Annotated in this window: 23 protein-coding genes; 2 read left to right on the forward strand and 21 right to left on the reverse strand. The window is 48.8% G+C overall.

Annotated features, from left to right (window positions below):
- Positions 1–84: 84 nt before the first annotated feature.
- Positions 85–540 carry a hypothetical protein gene (locus QMX81_RS01410; protein ID WP_282257689.1) on the reverse strand — a complete coding sequence of 152 codons (456 nt, stop codon included), beginning with the start codon at positions 538–540 and terminating at the stop codon, positions 85–87.
- Positions 541–1,448: 908 nt separating this feature from the next.
- Here QMX81_RS01410 and QMX81_RS01415 point away from each other — a divergent pair.
- The gene (locus tag QMX81_RS01415) at positions 1,449–2,468 is read left to right on the forward strand and encodes a hypothetical protein (protein ID WP_282257691.1); all 1,020 of its coding nucleotides are present in this window, start codon (positions 1,449–1,451) and stop codon (positions 2,466–2,468) included.
- Between the two features lie 54 nt (positions 2,469–2,522).
- Here the strand turns inward: QMX81_RS01415 and QMX81_RS01420 are convergent, their stop codons facing one another.
- The 3 genes from QMX81_RS01420 to QMX81_RS01430 are packed head-to-tail and all read right to left on the reverse strand — an operon-like array spanning position 2,523 to position 3,296.
- Positions 2,523–2,645: a hypothetical protein gene (locus QMX81_RS01420; RefSeq protein WP_282257693.1), complete on the reverse strand. Its 123-nt coding sequence runs from the start codon at positions 2,643–2,645 to the stop codon at positions 2,523–2,525.
- Positions 2,646–2,651: 6 nt separating this feature from the next.
- Positions 2,652–2,840 carry a hypothetical protein gene (locus QMX81_RS01425; protein ID WP_282257695.1) on the reverse strand — a complete coding sequence of 63 codons (189 nt, stop codon included), beginning with the start codon at positions 2,838–2,840 and terminating at the stop codon, positions 2,652–2,654.
- 12 nt (positions 2,841–2,852) lie between these two features.
- Entirely contained in the window at positions 2,853–3,296 is a 444-nt protein-coding gene (locus tag QMX81_RS01430; RefSeq protein WP_282257697.1) for a hypothetical protein, read from the reverse strand.
- Between the two features lie 235 nt (positions 3,297–3,531).
- Between QMX81_RS01430 and QMX81_RS01435 the strand changes: the two genes are divergently transcribed.
- Complete coding sequence (locus QMX81_RS01435) at positions 3,532–3,852, forward strand: hypothetical protein (RefSeq protein WP_282257699.1); 321 nt, start codon at positions 3,532–3,534, stop codon at positions 3,850–3,852.
- 88 nt (positions 3,853–3,940) lie between these two features.
- Here the strand turns inward: QMX81_RS01435 and QMX81_RS01440 are convergent, their stop codons facing one another.
- The 17 genes from QMX81_RS01440 to QMX81_RS01520 all read right to left on the reverse strand — a co-directional run bounded on the left by QMX81_RS01440 (position 3,941) and on the right by QMX81_RS01520 (position 17,103).
- Entirely contained in the window at positions 3,941–4,117 is a 177-nt protein-coding gene (locus tag QMX81_RS01440) for a hypothetical protein (protein ID WP_282257701.1), read from the reverse strand.
- A complete protein-coding gene (locus QMX81_RS01445; protein WP_282257703.1) occupies positions 4,114–4,395 on the reverse strand; it encodes a hypothetical protein in 282 nt (93 codons plus the stop codon). The genes QMX81_RS01440 and QMX81_RS01445 overlap by 4 nt, the downstream gene beginning before the upstream one ends.
- A 165-nt stretch (positions 4,396–4,560) precedes the next feature.
- Positions 4,561–4,995: a hypothetical protein gene (locus QMX81_RS01450; protein ID WP_282257705.1), complete on the reverse strand. Its 435-nt coding sequence runs from the start codon at positions 4,993–4,995 to the stop codon at positions 4,561–4,563.
- Positions 4,996–5,066: 71 nt separating this feature from the next.
- A complete protein-coding gene (locus tag QMX81_RS01455; RefSeq protein ID WP_282257707.1) occupies positions 5,067–5,489 on the reverse strand; it encodes an ankyrin repeat domain-containing protein in 423 nt (140 codons plus the stop codon).
- Positions 5,486–5,788 (reverse strand): hypothetical protein, encoded by a 303-nt coding sequence (locus QMX81_RS01460; RefSeq protein WP_282257709.1) that lies wholly within the window; start codon positions 5,786–5,788, stop codon positions 5,486–5,488. Before QMX81_RS01460 ends, QMX81_RS01455 begins: the two co-directional genes overlap by 4 nt.
- Before the next feature lie 91 nt (positions 5,789–5,879).
- A complete protein-coding gene (locus QMX81_RS01465) occupies positions 5,880–7,352 on the reverse strand; it encodes an ankyrin repeat domain-containing protein (protein WP_282257711.1) in 1,473 nt (490 codons plus the stop codon).
- Positions 7,353–7,571: 219 nt separating this feature from the next.
- Positions 7,572–8,405: an RNA ligase family protein gene (locus QMX81_RS01470; protein ID WP_282257714.1), complete on the reverse strand. Its 834-nt coding sequence runs from the start codon at positions 8,403–8,405 to the stop codon at positions 7,572–7,574.
- 111 nt (positions 8,406–8,516) lie between these two features.
- Positions 8,517–8,729, reverse strand: a complete 213-nt coding sequence (locus QMX81_RS01475; RefSeq protein WP_282257716.1) for a hypothetical protein — start codon at positions 8,727–8,729, stop codon at positions 8,517–8,519.
- Positions 8,730–9,016: 287 nt separating this feature from the next.
- Positions 9,017–10,717 carry an ankyrin repeat domain-containing protein gene (locus tag QMX81_RS01480; RefSeq protein WP_282257718.1) on the reverse strand — a complete coding sequence of 567 codons (1,701 nt, stop codon included), beginning with the start codon at positions 10,715–10,717 and terminating at the stop codon, positions 9,017–9,019.
- Positions 10,718–10,825: 108 nt separating this feature from the next.
- Positions 10,826–11,437, reverse strand: coding sequence for an ankyrin repeat domain-containing protein (locus QMX81_RS01485; RefSeq protein ID WP_282257720.1), 612 nt, complete (start codon positions 11,435–11,437; stop codon positions 10,826–10,828).
- 107 nt (positions 11,438–11,544) lie between these two features.
- Positions 11,545–11,811, reverse strand: a complete 267-nt coding sequence (locus tag QMX81_RS01490; RefSeq protein ID WP_282257722.1) for a hypothetical protein — start codon at positions 11,809–11,811, stop codon at positions 11,545–11,547.
- Positions 11,812–11,909: 98 nt separating this feature from the next.
- Positions 11,910–12,938 carry a hypothetical protein gene (locus QMX81_RS01495; protein WP_282257724.1) on the reverse strand — a complete coding sequence of 343 codons (1,029 nt, stop codon included), beginning with the start codon at positions 12,936–12,938 and terminating at the stop codon, positions 11,910–11,912.
- A gap of 164 nt (positions 12,939–13,102) precedes the next feature.
- Positions 13,103–13,492 (reverse strand): hypothetical protein, encoded by a 390-nt coding sequence (locus QMX81_RS01500; protein WP_282257726.1) that lies wholly within the window; start codon positions 13,490–13,492, stop codon positions 13,103–13,105.
- Positions 13,489–13,803, reverse strand: a complete 315-nt coding sequence (locus QMX81_RS01505) for a hypothetical protein (RefSeq protein WP_282257728.1) — start codon at positions 13,801–13,803, stop codon at positions 13,489–13,491. Before QMX81_RS01505 ends, QMX81_RS01500 begins: the two co-directional genes overlap by 4 nt.
- Before the next feature lie 121 nt (positions 13,804–13,924).
- Positions 13,925–15,301 carry a hypothetical protein gene (locus QMX81_RS01510; protein WP_282257730.1) on the reverse strand — a complete coding sequence of 459 codons (1,377 nt, stop codon included), beginning with the start codon at positions 15,299–15,301 and terminating at the stop codon, positions 13,925–13,927.
- Positions 15,302–15,341: 40 nt separating this feature from the next.
- Positions 15,342–15,932 (reverse strand): hypothetical protein, encoded by a 591-nt coding sequence (locus tag QMX81_RS01515; protein ID WP_282257732.1) that lies wholly within the window; start codon positions 15,930–15,932, stop codon positions 15,342–15,344.
- Positions 15,933–16,002: 70 nt separating this feature from the next.
- Positions 16,003–17,103, reverse strand: a complete 1,101-nt coding sequence (locus QMX81_RS01520) for an ankyrin repeat domain-containing protein (protein ID WP_282257734.1) — start codon at positions 17,101–17,103, stop codon at positions 16,003–16,005.
- Positions 17,104–17,392: the final 289 nt, after the last annotated feature.

Genomic DNA, 17,392 nt, shown 5'->3' on the forward strand with positions numbered 1-17,392 from the left:
TTGTTTGTTGTTGAATAATGTTTTTCCTTACCGGGGTGCTTAAATCTAAAATCGTGATGCACCCCTTAACACCACGAGATTTCTTTACTCATCGTTCGGGAACGATATCGGTCCCTGTCCACCGTCGAACTTCGATTTGCTCTGATAGGGTCGGGCAACGCCGGATCCGCCGCCTGCGAATGTTCCGCCCTCAATGCCTCTTTGGAACACCGTGGTCAAACCGCTGATATGTTTTTTGCAGATGTCAATGTGACGCTCCGACATCTGTTCGTTTAAAGACCGTGTTTGATCAATGAATGTTTTTTGATCCGCGAGAATATTTAAACGCAGGTTGGCAACCTCTCGTTGTACTTCGACCTGTGTTCTCAATAAATCAGCTTTCGCTTCTTTAATTGCATCAACTGTTTCAACATGACCCAGCTTGATCTCTATTGCATTCCTCACCCAGTCGGTAAAGGTCATCCCCGATATAGCCATTTGCTGCTCAATGCGTGCAACTTGCCGCTCTGCAATTTTGATGTGCTTGCTAATTGTTTTCATTTTTCCTCCATTTTCATTACCTCAATGAAACAAAAAACGGAGAATTGTCAAGCTCACGCCTCAAAGCCTTATAAATAAAGGTTTTTTCGCAATTAAATATGGGCCATGAAATACACGGGTGTGTATACGGTCGAGTTATTGACGGAGAAGCGTCCTCGGGCTTTTTGCTGTTTTTTATGTACATGGCGTTAGAACACCATAGGTGCGACATGTGCATAAGTTCCTTACAGTCCCTATCCGACATCTTTCTCTTTCGGCCACCGCGCGCCTTTGATTTTTCTTTTTGCTTTTCCGATTTTTTTTCAGCGCACGTCACACTCGCCTTGTTCCGGCTGTCCTGCTCTCGCCGTTCATTGGCTTTCGCGTTTTTGTTTGTTTCGGGCGTCACATTGCGATGGCTACCCTGCCCCTCTGCGCGGCTTCCATCCTCCGTTGGGTGCGCCCTCTGCCGCCTCCTGGGACGCCATAGGCACGGCCCGTACCGGGCCTCCTGCAGCTCCATGGGTCTTCGGTGTGGACGTGAGCCGTTCGCTCCTCGCCTCTCGGCCGGTGCTCTGCCGCGTTGCTTACCCGCGTCGTCTGCTTCGTTGGTCACAGGCTCGATGCACTGGGCTCGCGGTCGTCTGGTGTGGCACCACTGCCTATCGGCGTGAGAGCGGGCCGTTCGTCTGGTGGCCGCACGCTTTCAAGCCTTGTCAGCTCAGTTTCCAGGTTCATCAGTTGGGCACGTCCTGGGCGACTGCTCGTGATGCACTTTGGTTTGCCGTCAGGGTGTTCCGTATCGAATGACTCAAGGTCATGCGCAGCGGCATGGGATTACCGCGCATCTGCATCCGAAACGAAATACGTCAAATTGACAATTTTCGTTTATCTGATTGGATGACTTTTACCGAACCCAAGGAGCGACAATGACAAACACAAAAGCCGTTATGATTGAAAAAATTCTTATGCAAGACGCGCGCAGGCGGATCAACATTCCCAAATATCAAAAGCCGAATATTCTCGATAAGTTCGGCGGTGTGTGCGCCTACTGCGGCACAGTTTTGAACGGATCAAAGAAGAACGCTTGGGGTGTCACGCACGCCATACCTGTTCACTTGGGCGGCGAACTATCAGCGGACAATCGGATCCCCTCGTGCATTCCATGCATCCAAAAATTTGGATCTGCGGATTGCTTGTCGGCGTTGACAATCAATTCCCAAGCTCTCACACCCACCTGGTCTGACAAGCTCAGAAGTATTCGCTTTGACGCATCACTGCGCTCTATGAACCATCTGACGCCTCTGTCGCCCCGATCTGATTTGAAGTTGGTGAGCGCGCACGTCGAAAAGCGCTGGCTTCAAGAGCGCACAACGGCGTTCCTGACCATGCATCCAACGCATGCCGTCGTTGGCCTGACAAACAGAAGTGGCTCGTCTGAGCGTGTGTCAAGCATGGCGGCGTTGGTCAACTTTGGTTTCAGTGCCGAACGACTTGACACTCATGGTGATCACCATAGCCATGCCCAAAAGGCAGGGCTGCATTTGTTTGTGGTTGAGCGTAGTCGGTTGGCGGATCTGGCAATGGCGTTGATAGAAGAGAACTGTTTGCTCCGCGAGATCCGTGTGGAGATCACGCCAAGTCATGAGGATCCCCAGGACTGGCGGTCGTACTGGCCCCGCTCGTACCCCACGCTCAAAGACAATCAACGCCGGAAGACCTATGGAGAAATGCAGGCTCCCTGGGCCGTCAAACAAACTCTATCGAAGACGGCCGGTGCGGTGCGCGCACGTAGGCACTACGCCCGCAAGCAAGAAGAGCGACTGGAACACATGCAGCGCCATGCGCACGTTTCTGATCTGCGCGTTGTAGCGGGCCAGCCTGCTGACTGGGACATGCGCTGCAAGCAGCTGGAAGAAATGCTTGAGCTCCAACTCAAACTCTCGTAACGCAAAAGGCCCGATCACTCGGGCCTTTTTATCTGTTCTTCATTGCCGTGCACCTCAGATCATCGCGCCCGCTGTGAACGAGAAGATCGCAAGCATGGCAGTCATGGCAACGTTGATCTGGACCCGCGTACGCGCTTCGAAGTCCATGAGCTTTCGTTTCGATTGACTGGATTTCATAATTGCTTACTCCTTAGAAGAACCATCTGCGACTGTGGCGATGGGTTGCTCCAGGACCATTGGATCGTTCTCCTCAACATACACAACGTAGAACACTGCATAGAAGTCAAAGGCGATGGCCGCGTACAACGCTGCTTTAAGTGCGTAGTGGGTGAATGCGCTGCGGGCGGGTTTATTGGCGTAGTGTAATTTCATAGTGTATTTTCCTCAGTATTCGACAACGGCGGTGTGTTTGTCGTAGGTGCTCATGTTCACGGATTTCATGTAAGCCTTAACGTATGGCGACAGATGTTGACCGAACAATTGGAATATTGTGCAACCCGATCCATCAACCAACGCGCCTGTCCGGCGGTCAAACTTACGGTTCATTTCTATTGTGAGAGATGCGTATCCATCCTTCGAAAGAACTTCAATGATCCTGTCGTACGTGTCTGCCAATGTTGAGTTACTGGACATCACAGCCTTGCGGTACAAGCAACATGCCAAGTGAATGGCTGTCGCGTCACAGGTGGTTGAACGCCGGTTGGTCAGGATCGAAACGGTTTCAGGTGTTGGACGCCCTTTGACCTCAGCGTAAGCATGAACAATCGATTGGACGGCGGACAAGTCTGCGGTTTCGACTGCGTTGAAAAGTTGGGTTGATGTATTCATTAAATTCTCCAAGTGGATATGTGATTAGCGGCGTTTTGTTTTGTCTTGCAGTTTTTTACTCAGACGCTTGTTGCGTCGCGATTTGTCTGATATTCGCCTGAACTCGATTTTGAATGTCCGATGTATCATTGATCTTCTCCGGTTGTAAGCGCTCCATTAGCGCGGTTTCATTGCTGATGCTGTTATGGCATCTGCACGGTCGTACATGGACCCTGTGTTGGACACTGAGCCAAAGATGCTCGATCCGATTGCCCATACCATCCAGCAGACAACTGCGATCCCCAGGATGGCTGCGGCGGCTTTGATTGTTGTTTCATTGATGATGTTGTCCATGGTGCCTCCTTTTGTGTTTGGCGAAATGCGTCAGATGCCGCAGATGTTGTTGATCAAATTACAGATTGATACGTGCAAAACCGTTGCTGTTAGCAAAGTGGCGATAATCATTTTTTCTTCCTTTTGTGTTGTCCATATATTCAATATAAATAAACTTTATAATTCGTCAAGCGCAGAACTTGATAAATTATTCAAAAAGTGTGAGGCAACCGACAGTTTTTGATATTGGTCATAAATAACTGAAAACTTTTATTGCGGGCACAAAAAAAGGCCAGTTTCCCGGCCTTTATATTTCTTGTTGTTGGCGTTCCTTATTCAATATCCATCATCAAAACGGGTATGCATACACCGAACGCTGTTAACAGGGGCAAGAATAAAGTCATCGACACAGGTACATGCGGAATGGCGATTGAAATGGCGATAAGCACCACAGACATCAAAAGTGCCACGGTAAGAACCCCAACTATGTAGTATCCGATTTTCTTCATACATAGCCCTCCTCACCGTTACGGCGATTGATCTCTATTGCCTGCTGGATGAGCCCAGGAACTTGGTCATCTGAGATCTCAGACGCGTCAATCCAATTGAATGTCAGATAATATTGCGAAGAAAAGTTTCCTTCCCAACCTCGCAAGAGATCATCACTCTCACGTGCTTGGGCGCGAACAATAGCCTCACGAATAATTCCCTCTCGGCTCCAAAGTTGGGCGCTCTCTGTTAATTGGATAAATCCATTTTCGCTCAGTTGTGTATAGATGTTTTCCATAAAGCCTCCTTGATTGCGGTATATATTCAATCAAACACGGATCTCAATATTGTCAAGCCGTGGAGTTGATGAATTCATACATGGAGGCTTTTGCTTTGATGATGAAATAAATTCCAAAAAAAAAGCCCGCTTTCGCGGGCTCATCTTTTACTTGCGTGTGATCTCTTAAAGATCGCCGTAGGTCGGCTTGCCTTCCTTGATCAGCTTCACACCGGCATCGCTGGATTCAAACTCACGCAGGATGTCCGGCTTGCGGCCCTTGCCACCGTATGCAAACGGGGTCTTCTTACCGTCGTGCAGGAAGCGGTTGTGTGCACGCGGTTCCTTGGGAGCGGTGTTGCGCGGCTTGCTCGTGCCTTTGATCTTCTTAGCGGGACCAAAGAAATTGCTCACCTGAGCTTTCTGTGCTTCGGTAAGATACTCGGCCACATTGGAGAGGGTTTCCAATGCTTCATTCAGCGCCTCACCAGCAGAAGCGCGGCGAGCGTCCTTGATACGCTGGCGTTCCGCAGTCTGACGCTCTGTCAGTGCAGCCAATTCTTTGTCGAGCTTCTGTTCCTGTGCATCGGCTTCTTTCCAGTTCAAAGACTTGTCGGTCATGTCAGGTATTCGTCAGTTGGCCGCTATTGGCAATTGGATCATATCCCAACAAATTTCAATTGCCAAGCTAATCAGATCTTTCTTTTCATTTGCTGCTCAACCCCGCCCACTCCGCCCAATTGAAGCAGTAGAACACGGCGCTGAGTGAAGGTTTCAATGAGCTCAGCCAGGTCCGGACGCGCCGTAAGTAAAGCCGCTTCCATGGCCGTCATGCGGTAATGGCACGCAATGGATGGATCTGCCCCCAAATCGAGCAAGCCTTGAACCATAGCGCGCTCTTTCGTGTGGATGCCCTCAGCGACTTCGTTAAGGCGAGCCGCACCCCATACGAATGCATGCAAGGGTGTCTCACCGCGTTCGCTTAGGGCGTTGATGTCCCAACCCTGGTCAATCAGTGTACGAACTGCATCGAGATCGCAAGCGTGTGCTGCTATGTGCATGACGGTGTAGCCGTGGAGATCGGAAATCGACTTTTGGGATTGATTGGCGCTCACCATTTGACACACTCCATGAAGCCTTCCTCACAGCCTCGGCAATCCTCGTCTCCATCGTCTAGCGACTTGAGCGTTTGCTCAAGCAACCGCTCTTCCAAATCCTGCCACGCCTGCACGATGTCTTCCTTAGATGTACCGGACACCAGCACTTTGATGGGATCCGCAGACCAACCGTCCTCGCTCCAGGTCGCGGCGTCGTACACGAGATCCTTAGATAACGTACGCGACAAGGTGAAGCGAACTGCGGAATTCTCTTCTGTGCAGATGACATTGTTTGAGTTGATATAAAACCGATCCATGCGAACCCCCTTTGTTGTAGTGATAATCCAACAACAACATGGATCCCAATATTGTCAAGGCCCATTAAGGCTCAAACATTCTTGCTGACAACTACATCCGGCGGCGCGTTCCAGGTGCAACAGCCGTTCGCTTATGTCCAAGAGATCTTTTGAGCGCCGTCCTCTGACGGCGGGCCATATACGCGTTGAGCATCTCTCGCACTTCGTCACAGGTGGCAAGATCCACTGGGAGGTACCCTTCATTGTCTGCAATAAGGGGATCTGCCTTCTTCTGAAAGAGCCAGTTCAATCTCTTCTTGTATCCCCACAGAACCATTAAATGAAGGGCAGTGTGTCCCTCCACATCTTGCGCATTGACATCGACTCCCAGGTCGATGATTCGGTGTATCAAAGCACAACTTGTGTTGTACTTAAGTGCGCAGTGCAAAATAGTTCCACCATCGCGCGCAAGAGGCTTATCCAGAGGGTTGTACCCACCATCAAGGACAACCCGCAGAACATCCGGACTTTGCTTGTACCGATCACCGAGCACACCCAACCCTTTATGATTGGTTGCGTTCACATCTGCACCCGCCTCAATTAGGTGTCTGACCCCATCACCATCCTCATAATTGAAGCCGTAGCACATATAATGCAACGGAGTGTCCCCATGGGAGTCGCGCGCATTAGGGTTAGCTCCTGCCTTAATAAGTGCTTTTACAACCTCACCAGATTTCAGTGAGTGCAGTGCGGTCCTACGGCCTTTAGCTCGCGCCTTCAGGTTCGCCCCTGCCTGGACCAGCGACCCCACGACATCGGCGCTGTGTGCTGTGTGTAATGGCGTTTCACCCTCATCATCGGTTGCATTGACATCCGCGCCATACTGAATGAGTACAGTCGCCACCTCGCCGGTTTGTGCACTGTGGAGCGCCGTTCGACCTCCGTACGTCGTGTGCTTGGCATCAACTCCCACACTGCACAAGTACGCAACGACTTCGGCGTTATCCTGATGAAAGAGTGCCTCGGAGACAAAGGGATTTGCACCACATTCGATCAGGCCGCGCGCATGGTCTGCGCTGTTAGACCAGCGCAGACACTCTTGATGTAGTTTTATGGCACTGGGAATGCCGAGCAATTCATTCTCAACGATCTCGTGCACTGCCAATGAGTTTCCGGCCTCTTGCAAGGACTGTTCATCGGTCGCATACGGGTCCGACTCATCATCGTCAAAAATGTTCTTAAATAGATCTGTGCCGTGGGTTCTACTGGAACGCTCGTCGTGACTGAGCATCTTCGTCAACGGCTTCAAAAATGCCGCTGCCTCATCGCTGAGGACGGTGTAGAACGCGGGCAACCCATCAGGTCTGTTTGGATCACCGCCAGCAGCCAAGCATGCCTTGATGACTTCAACACTCCTGGCCTTGCCCATTACGTTGTCCAACGTTAGATCTGGATTGCACTCATCAGGAATAATCGGGATTACGGCAATTGATTGAGCCAGTTCATCAAAGCGCTTCTCGTTAGCCAATTGCTCAAGATGCGTCACGACGCGCCATGGACCCATGCTGCAAATCATTTCCGTCATTGGAACCCCCATATTTTAGTCATCCTGAAGTATCGGATGAGCCCACCGGTAAAATAGAATTGCAAATGCAACAATGAGAACGGTGCAAAAAGGTATTAGTAATGTCTGCATAAATGCCTCCTTAGGCTTGTCAACATTCTCCCAACAAATCATGGATGACAATATTGTCAAGCTATAAAAAAAGCCCGCTTTCGCGGGCTTATTCGTTACGCATGGTTCTCATCGTCCCAACCCAACTGACGCGATCACTCGGGATATCAACTGCTTCTCCTTTCCGTCAAAGTCAACGCAAATGCCGTCAGACACCATGTCCTGGACGACATCCCCTGTGACCAACTGAATGTATTCGTTGAACCGTGCTCGCTCAAAAGCTCCTTCTTTTGACAGAACCGCGCGAACCCGGTTTTCTGTAACGTAGAGGGGGTATTGAACACTCAAACCCGAACCGACCACCTTCTCAACAAACAAGTCGTTCTTGAACTTGTAGACCTCACCACTTGCGTCGCAGCGGAGTATGTAGCCCTCACAAGTGCACGAACCGTCCACCAACGTGGGGAATTTGTTCCCATGTTGGATGACTTCCGCAAACGACCCGACTGCGACAACGGGGGCACGTTTCAAGCCGGTTGCATCGAGGACGTGGTTGAAGGGCAGACGCACTCCGTCCACAACGATGTCGAACAGATAGAAGTCCAGAGCGCCGTAGTCCGCGTTCTGCTGAACCTTCAAGCCTGCAGCTTCACCAGCGAGCTCACCGTAGAAACGTACGGTCTGCCCTTCATTGATCACACCAGCAGCAGACAGTTGGCGATGGTTCTCACGCACAACGTCCGCGTAGCGGTCAAAGACAGTCTTGTGATTAAAGAAGACCTCATCGGTAAGGATACGATTGCGTGAAGCGGAGAGCACCTCGATCCCGTCCGTAATGAATTGATAATTTGCACCATGAATTTTCTCAACTGCGAACCATTTCTCCGTACTGCGCAAACAGCGCATTTTTATCTTTTCTGAAAACGTATCAATTGTTGGATATCGTTCGAAACCTAAAGTCATTGAAACCTCCTATTTATTTAACTGAAATTTCAGCTAAACAGGAGATCCAATATTGTCAAGCGCATAGAAAAGCCCGCCAAAGCGGGCTGAGAAGTTCAACGCTGGAAGATCTTATTTCATTGCCCTCGCTTTTCCGAAATTGATGCGGATATCTTTCGATGCGAGCTTTATTTGATCGAGTGCAGCAAGTGACTTATCGGAAAAACCGTATTCTCGTATCTTGCTCTGAAAGTACTTTTCCCATTGACACACGATATCAGGATTGCCAGCCCCTTTGTTGAGAGACTCATCAATTGTCGGGCCCGCATCGAAAACTAAAGCCATTGAACCCCCCCTATGTATTCAACTGAAATTTCAGCTAAACAGGAGATCCAATATTGTCAATGCTTGACAAATGAAAAGTGGCCCGCAGAATGATTGCGTAAAGGAAATAAAGGAACTTACTCACCCTTTATGAAATTTACATCGGGACGACTAACCAGGTGAAAGAGAGCGTCTCCCAGCAGTCAATAGTGGCTGTCCCTGTTCACAACAGGGTGAAAATGGTTTTCTGGATCTGAGTATAAAAGGCGCCATTGGCGCCTTTTACTATTCATACCATTTGCAAATGATCACATCCGTCGGACTTGTGATCGCCGATCATCCAGTACGTCTCCGAGTTCCGTTTGTAACTTTTTCTTAAGAGCGGTACTTTCCAATAGCAATCTAGCCTCCTGACTTTGTTGCCGATTAACACCATGGACATACACCATTTCAGAAGGCAATTGCCCCCTGTTGTTTCGAACCTCCGGGTCCGCCCCAGCGTCTAGCAAATTTCGTATTTCTTCCAATCCGTCACCCTTCATTATTAAAAGGTGCAGCGCAGTGTTACCAGCATCTTGATCCGTCGAATTCAAATCAATACCTAGATCTTTCATGATCTGCACACCTGCACGGCTTGCATTTCGCTTTACAAACGACGCATCACAAAAGTCAAGGAAACTTTTACCCCCATTGTTCTCAATGGTCATTGACGCACCAGCGTCCACCAGATATTTCACATGCTCAATGCTCCGAACATAGTGGAGAGCGGTATCACCATTGTGATCCTGGGCGTTAACGTCATGGCCTGCAAGAATAAGCTTTTCCAGCAAGGTGGAACCATCCTCATGAATTCCAAGCCACATAAAATGCCGTGGTTTTATCATGTCAATATACTTATCAGCGATCAGCTCTGGATCACCGCTTGATCGGATCATCAATTCAACGTGTTTCTCTTTGACTGGGGCGCCATTTTTTACCAGCAACTTAATTCGTTGGCCACCATTTGCGATATCAACGAGGTCAGTAGTTTTGTTGCATTCAAAATCATAGTCCAAATCACCATCACCATCACCATAACGCTTGATTACAACGATGGAATTTACATTCGCGCCCAATTCGATCAGGTCGCTCATGACATCCAATACATGCTCTTCGTCTTTGAAAGACATCACCTTTGATGCCACAAAAGCCAAGGGTGTCATCTCCTTATTGTCAATCAAACTCAGGACGTTGAAAGAAGCGTTGACATCATGTGTCTCAAAGAACTTTCGTACGGCATTGCGATCTAAAACGGCATTGGATTGATCTGTTTTGAGAACAGAATGCACATCCGGACTACTCAACACCTGGGCGACTGGGTTAGCTTTTGCCAAGCGTGCTTCTAATTCTTGGGCCTGCTTGGTTAGTGATTGAGCCAAACCGATCCCCGATTGATCAACAAGATCCTTCCAACGCTCAGCCTTTTCAAGGTTGCCCGGCACGTCATCAATGACCCACGATTTACCTTCTCCGTCCCACTTGGCTGTTGGAAATGTCCCTTTGATTGCGTCTTTCAGATCAAAAGAGGTTTTGAGCGCAATCTTCCCATTGTCCTGAGCAATGCCGACTTCCATGGTGTTTTTTAGCGAACTGACTTCGGTGCTTAGGTCGCCACCCGTTTGGTTGAATTGCTCAATGTTGGACAACGCCTCATCATAGAAGTGCTGCGCCTGCTCGTACGACAAGTGGTATTTACCCACCTCTGCAATACGAGCTTTAGCGCGATCCAGTTCAGCGCCTTCCAGGATAGGCTCGTACCCATCTTTAATCATGTCCAGTTTTTCGTTGACATGTCCACGCGCCCATTCTTGAAGTTTGTTGAGGTTTCGTTTGTTGTCACCGACCAACCAACCTTTATCACTGGAACTCCACTTTGCCGTCTTGAATTCCGCACGGAAATCATCTTTGATTTCGTAAGGGACGGTTACAACAAGACTATCTCCATTTGATTGCCACGACACTTCTTTCATATGCACCCCTTGTTTGCTGTTGGAATACATTCAATCAAACAGAAGACCTAAATTTGTCAAGCCACAAAAAAGCCCGCGAAAGCGGGCTTGATTGCAATAGGCTTTGGGTCACATCCGTCGTCGTACAGCTTGAACTTGCACTGTCTCCAATTCCTCAACGGCCGCGACAAGCTTTTCTCGTTGTTGAACCGCCAATGCGTCATCCAAACGTGAACGCAACTCAGGATGTAGTGCAAGATTTGACGGTGTATCACCCTTGCTGTTCTGTGCAGTGGCGTCACCACCTTTTTCAATTATTAGCTGGGCAACTGCACTAAGGTTGTACGACGCTGCGATATGTAGTGCGTTATGGCCCTCGCTGTCAGTTGCATTGAGGTTCGCGCCCAGGTTGATCAACTGAATCGCACTGGCCTGCCGATCCTCAAACATTGCAGTGTGCAGTGGTCGCGTCAGTGTCTCAGAGTGCTCTGCATTGATGTCGGCTCCTGCACCCACCAACTCTCGCAATGAATGGGTATGCCCTTGCATGGCCGCCATGTGCAGCAAGGTGTAGCCGTTATCGTTTGGGGCGTTGATATCCTCCACTTCACCAAGCAAGTGGCGGTACTCCTTGAGTCGTTCGCTGTACTTGCGCCAATCGCTTAAAACGTGCGCCAGCTGAAACTCAAGATCCAGCCCCGATGATTTCTCCATGATATTTGCAAATTTGTGTTGATCCATACAGCCTCCTGTGTTTGATAGGTACAACTCCAATCAAACAGATCGGATCAAATTGTCAAGCAACAAAAAACCCGCCAAAGCGGGCTTCTCGTTGTTTTACACTGCATTCACTGCCTTTCATTCGCAACACGCTGTCCATTAGCGCTTTCTGACTGCGGAGCAACGCCCTGGCTGGATTGTTGTTGAGTCATCGGCACTGATAATAAAAGTGATAAAAAAAGAATACCCACAGAAATCCCCAAGCTTATAGCGGCGACAATGGCGAACAATAGATGTCCCAACCACATTCTCTCAACCGCACTCACATGGGCATGATGCAATTTCTTTAATCCATCAACATATTCTTGATTATAGTATTGTTGGTTATAGCTCATTAAAACCCCCTAATTTGATTGAGATGATTTCAATCAAACACGGATTTCAACATTGTCAAGCACAAAAAAGCCCGCCGAAACGGGCTTATGAACTGCTGTTACATGCGGCGCTTTGGTCGGACTTCTATATCTTCCGAAGCGATAGCAAGTTCGTGCAAGATATTTTCCTTCTCTTTTCTAGCCTGCACAATTGCCTTTGCAGCACTGAATTGAGAAATCAATTCTTTAATTGCGGGGCGCCTTCCAGTTGGGACGGTTAACATGTTGATGTTGCAAATATTATTTCTATCAATCAATTCAAAACCACTTACAGCCAAGTTCTCGATAAAACTGTTTCTGAGTACGGTCAGATCAAATGAACCGTCCATCTTTTCGTTTAGCAACCCCCATAGCCAACAAAGGTCGAATTTCACCTCATCAGTCTTCAGGCCCGACTCCACCAAGCGATTGACAACTGCAACGTAAATCTCAGAGGGAGGATCAGAGTAGATAAATTCAATGAACAACTGATTTGGATTGCAACAATTCATTACCAGTCCAATTGAAGCAAAGGTGTCTACAATTTCCAGGAGAAGTGTCCAATTCTTAACAGCAAGATACGAGCGATTGATTGTGAAAACTTCCTGCAAAATGTTATCACTCCTAAGAACATCGCCCCCCTCACCGTCTACAGGTCGCGCACCATGCTTGATAAGAAACGGGATAAGTCTAATGTTTCTGGAATAGATTGCGGACTCCAAAGCGGTAAAACTCTTACCGTGCAAACGCGCGTTGATGTCAGCCCCACTTTTGAGTGCCAACAAGATCATCTCTTCTTTGTATGGCTCAACATCAGCCGAGTAAGAACAGACAATTTCGTTTATCGTGAGAAATTCGGTTGTCCCCAGTGGAGTGTGTTGTTGAGCAAGACATGGGTTTATGCTTATCAACGACCGGAACATCCCAACATCGCCTTTTGAAATGGCACGCGCCAATCGCAAACCGACCGGGCGTTTTGCAAGCGCACGCTCCATTTCCTTTATTGATCTGTTTGATTGAAACCTGCGCTTTGCATCAGCAATCTTTTTTTTGGCGGTTGCCACCCAAGCACACATCTTAGGCGAACCACTCAATAACAATTTTGACATATATTTGATCCTCCAAATGTTTGATACACCTCCAATCAAACACAGGGGCCAATATTGTCAATACCTTTTATTGTGCTTCACATTAACAAGCCCCAAGCGGCTTTAAGAGTGGGATAAAATGCCAATAAATTAAAGCCCGCCGAAGCGGGCTTACTCTTTTGCTCTTAAATTCTTCTTTTCGCTGGAGCTTCAACGTCATGTTGTACGTCGGAGATTGCATCCTGCAGCTTTCCTCGTTGTCGCCTGCGCACCACATCAATCAAATGGTCGCACTGCTGTTGATGCGTCGGCCACCGATTATCCGACACCCATTTGGGCGGATCGCATGAGCCATCGCCGAAATACAGTGCATGACTGTGCATTTGCAGGAGTGTTGCCGCGTCGTAAGGATTGATCTTCGCTCCATTCTCCAATCTTTCATGCAACTCAGATTGGTGTGAATGGAATACAGAGCGGACAATCGCTTGGGGCGCACCCAAATAGTCAAGGCGAGGCGCGTTATCGTCCATGTTGTTGCACGCAAGTTCCAGAAGAGAATAAAGGTGTGCGTTCATACCAAAGCCCTCTGCACCAACCGGGCCATGCACCCATTCACCACCAGCATTGCGGGGAACATTACAACAAGAGTAACGTGCCAAAAATCGCCAAGTGTCCATGCCGTGTAGCACGCAAGCGCGGCCAACGCATAGTCTTTTAAGGTGTCCACAACATTGATCCATGCGTAATTGGAACCCACACCGACAAACAACAACAGCATAACGATGTCGGCCCAGGTCGTAAAAACAATCGCATTGTGGATGACAATGAAAGCCAATATAAGCTCAAGAGCCAACGCCATTGCCGCCAGATATTTAAGTTGGTTCATACCACCCCCGTATTGATTGATATGGTTTCAATCAAACACGGACTTCAACATTGTCAAGTTATTTTTCGCGGGCAAATAAAAAGCCCGCCGAAGCGGGCTCTTTGAAAATTAAACAACCAATTTACATTCGCCGCTGTTGCCTAGATATCAATGCATCCTGGCTACCGATATGCCTATTAAGAATATTGGATTGCTGATTATTGAAAATTCCTTGTAGGCGCTCATCTTTGATGTCCGCTAGATCCACTTGGCTTGAGTCAGCGCCTTTATCGAAGAGGGATTGAAGTTTGCTCTCCCGAACCCCATACGCCATTTTCATGTAACCAACCAAATCAGCCGTTGGATCCTCGGAGTTCTCTACAACATAATCAACACAACGGTTGCATCTACTCTCAAGATGCAGAACCGATCCATTGGAATATGCAAGATCCTCATTGAACTTGTTGACCACGTGATCCATCGGGTGCTGACCCGCCCCCCCATTCATTGGCAAACCAAATTCCCGCAATGCATCAGCCCTTAAGAAGTCACCTGATACGACAGCGTTGACCATCAATGATTGTCCGTCGGCGTTCAGTACAGACGCGTCGTGCCCCATCATCAACAAATCGACAAGAACTTTTGGGTTGGACAGTTCGTGTAAATGTCGGTCCTGGAACTGCTCAGAAGCCACGTTGACCAAACGCTGCTCGAGCTCCCATCGTCCAGGAGCATTGAAGTGGGGAAGGCTCAATACATCATTGATCAAACGTACGTCTGGCATGCCCCCGGCATCCAAGGCAGTCTGCACTTTGGCGGGTGATGAGCATTGGTGTAGAACAGCGTCCTGGTCGTATTGACGGGTGTCGCTTATTTTTTCAATGCGGCACACGGCGTTTATTTCACCGCCACGTTCCATAAGAGCTTTGAATGCCTCGTTCGGAACATGACTGTCAAATGCAGCAAAACCAGCGACAGGACCAATGTAACGGATGTCATCCCGTGGGAACTCTACGGTGATCTGAGAGTTCGGATCACGCGACTCAAAGTAGTCTGCAATTACATCTAAGCGTTCTTGCCGCAACATGGTTACCACCTCTGCATCAGTCCGGTCGCGCTGCCTCCAATGCTGGTGCGTTCGATTGATTAACGCCCCTTTTTCGCCTTCGGTGTCTCGCAGTAGATTTATTTCAATGCGTCCCCTCTCGTCACCTTCCTCATCCACAAACTGCACCGCTGACCGGGTTTGGGTGGTTTGCAAGTTGTCTTCAAATGACACATCCGCTCCCTCGTGGATCAATGTACGGATATGCTCCACACCGGTCTTATTGCTCCAAATAGCATAACTTAGCGCTGTTCCATAGAAAGTTGCGTCAGCGCCCTCTTCAACTCCAAATCGGTCACCCACTTCAACCGTAATTCTGTCGTTGACGTTGTGCTCCGCGAAATATGCCAATAGATCATCGGGTGTGCTTGAGTCGATATACTTTGCCAAATCATTGTCGTTCAATCTTTGCATGAGGCCTCCTATTGATAGAAAGCCTCATCCAAACAAATATTTACTGATTGTCAAGCCGTTTTCCGAAGAACTCACCGCCATTACTTCGCGTAGGATGTCCCCGCTCAATTCTCAACGTCCTCCTTTCAGCACTGCAAAGGTCGTTGAGGTGGTCGTAAAATTCCTTGAGCAATCTTTTGCGCTTTGCAGGGTTTGATATCTTGTAAATCGAGCGCCACAGCCATTTTGAGTGACTCAAGTAATAAACTTCTAAGGCAGAGGGATTGCACTCAATACCTTTTATGACGATGACTGATCCATACGGAAGGAACCAGCGAGGATCGTTGTTCTGAAAATGATTTCCTGAACCATTGAAGTCGTACAGTATGTTGGGGGTTGAATAGTTGTATGAGGCAGGTGGTAACGATTCACTTATTGGCCCAATCCATAAGCAATGAAGCTTAGCCCCTTCTCCGACCGGCTGTGTATTGGGAACAAGCCCCAGGACACCACAAAAATTCATCCCCCCATCGTATCCGCCAACGTTGTTGAATGTTCTGAAAACACCAGTGATGATCATTTCGGCGGCTGAGCCGGGATTGCATTCGTGGTAGATCGCCACGGAACCATGGTGTGTTTTATGGGATGTCATACGCACTCCTTCGCGTGTAGGTTCGCTGATAGTAGTTCCAAAATGAAGCCCGCGAAAGCGGGCCGTTGCTTTACATACGCCGCCATCGTGACGCTGTCTGTGGCTCGTCGCGTTGGATGTGCAAGGCTTCTTGCAAAGCTGCCTTTTGGGTTGCAGCTTCGATCACCGATAGAACTTTGTAGTCATTAGCCACGTCAGCCGTTGACTTACCCTGCTTCGTTTGCTCGGAAGATCTATTTGCGATCTCCAATGCGGTCTTACCTTGTTTGTTTACGATTGTGCTTGACGCGCCATGCCCAATGAGTGCTTCGACCGTTTCCATACATAAATGCCTTGCAGCTGCATGAAGTGCGGTCCTCCCATCGACATCCTGGGCGTTGATGTCCGCCCCTGCCTTCATCATGTTATGAACCAAATCATTTACGTCGATCCCACTGACAGCCCTTCGCCCCGAGCTTGCAAGATTATGTAATGGGGTAATCCCGTAGCTGTTTGCAATCCTCGGATCGGCCCCGGCGTCCAACAGTACGTCGGCACATTCCAATTGCCCTGATTGTGCGCAGTAGTTGAGCACGCTCATACCACTGCGTGAAACAGCATTTATATCCGCACCCAGTGAAATGAGAAGCTTTGTGTTCTCAACATCCCCTTCGGCTGTGGACCAACACAGCACACCTTGCCCATCGACATCCTGGACGTTGATGTCCGCTCCCCGTTCAATCAGCAGTTCGATGAACTCCGATGGGCGTCGTGCTTCAAGAGCGGAGAGAAGTGGTGTGACCCCGTTGTTGTCTGCGTGGTTGATATCTGCCCCACCGTTCAATAGCGCGTGGACGCGCTCCATTCGGCAAATCGACTTCTCCTTGGATAAGTTGATCTGCAAGGCCGTCTGACCATTTACGTCACCCAGGTTGGGATCTGCGCCGTTAGCGAGGAGTTCCGCAATGGCCTCAGGATGGCGCGCGTAGTGCAAGGGCGTGCGCTTGTTGACCTCACGTGCGTTGGGATCTAAGCCTGCCTGGACAAGCGCGGTCACGACTCCCGGCTCGTAGAATTTGCCATCTACGGCGCGGTGCAACGCTGAACTTTGGGTTATGCCGCTGCGCTCAAGCATATTGCGGCCTGACGCGATGACTTCTTGAACATCTTTCAAACTTGAACCGATGTACATGCAAACCTCCTTTAAATTGATTGACTCGATACAGCCAAACAAAAAAAGGAAGTTTGTCAACCACACTGGTCAGTTGTTTATTATAACACCGCAGGTAAAATGCCCAGGCACTCAACACTCAATAGAGGAATTGCATGCAACCATAAGAACACAAGGATAAAATTATGGACATCAACACAACAATCGTTTTACTTGCACTCATCGCAACCCAAACCCCAGCATCAAAAATACAACTTCTTATTGAGTTGGTGAAGGCGGTTGGTGAATTACTCAGATGAAACAAGCCGGT

Origin of the sequence: Stenotrophomonas sp. PS02301, from assembly GCF_029959485.1 — a bacterium.
In the GTDB taxonomy this organism is placed as follows: domain Bacteria; phylum Pseudomonadota; class Gammaproteobacteria; order Xanthomonadales; family Xanthomonadaceae; genus Stenotrophomonas; species Stenotrophomonas maltophilia_Z.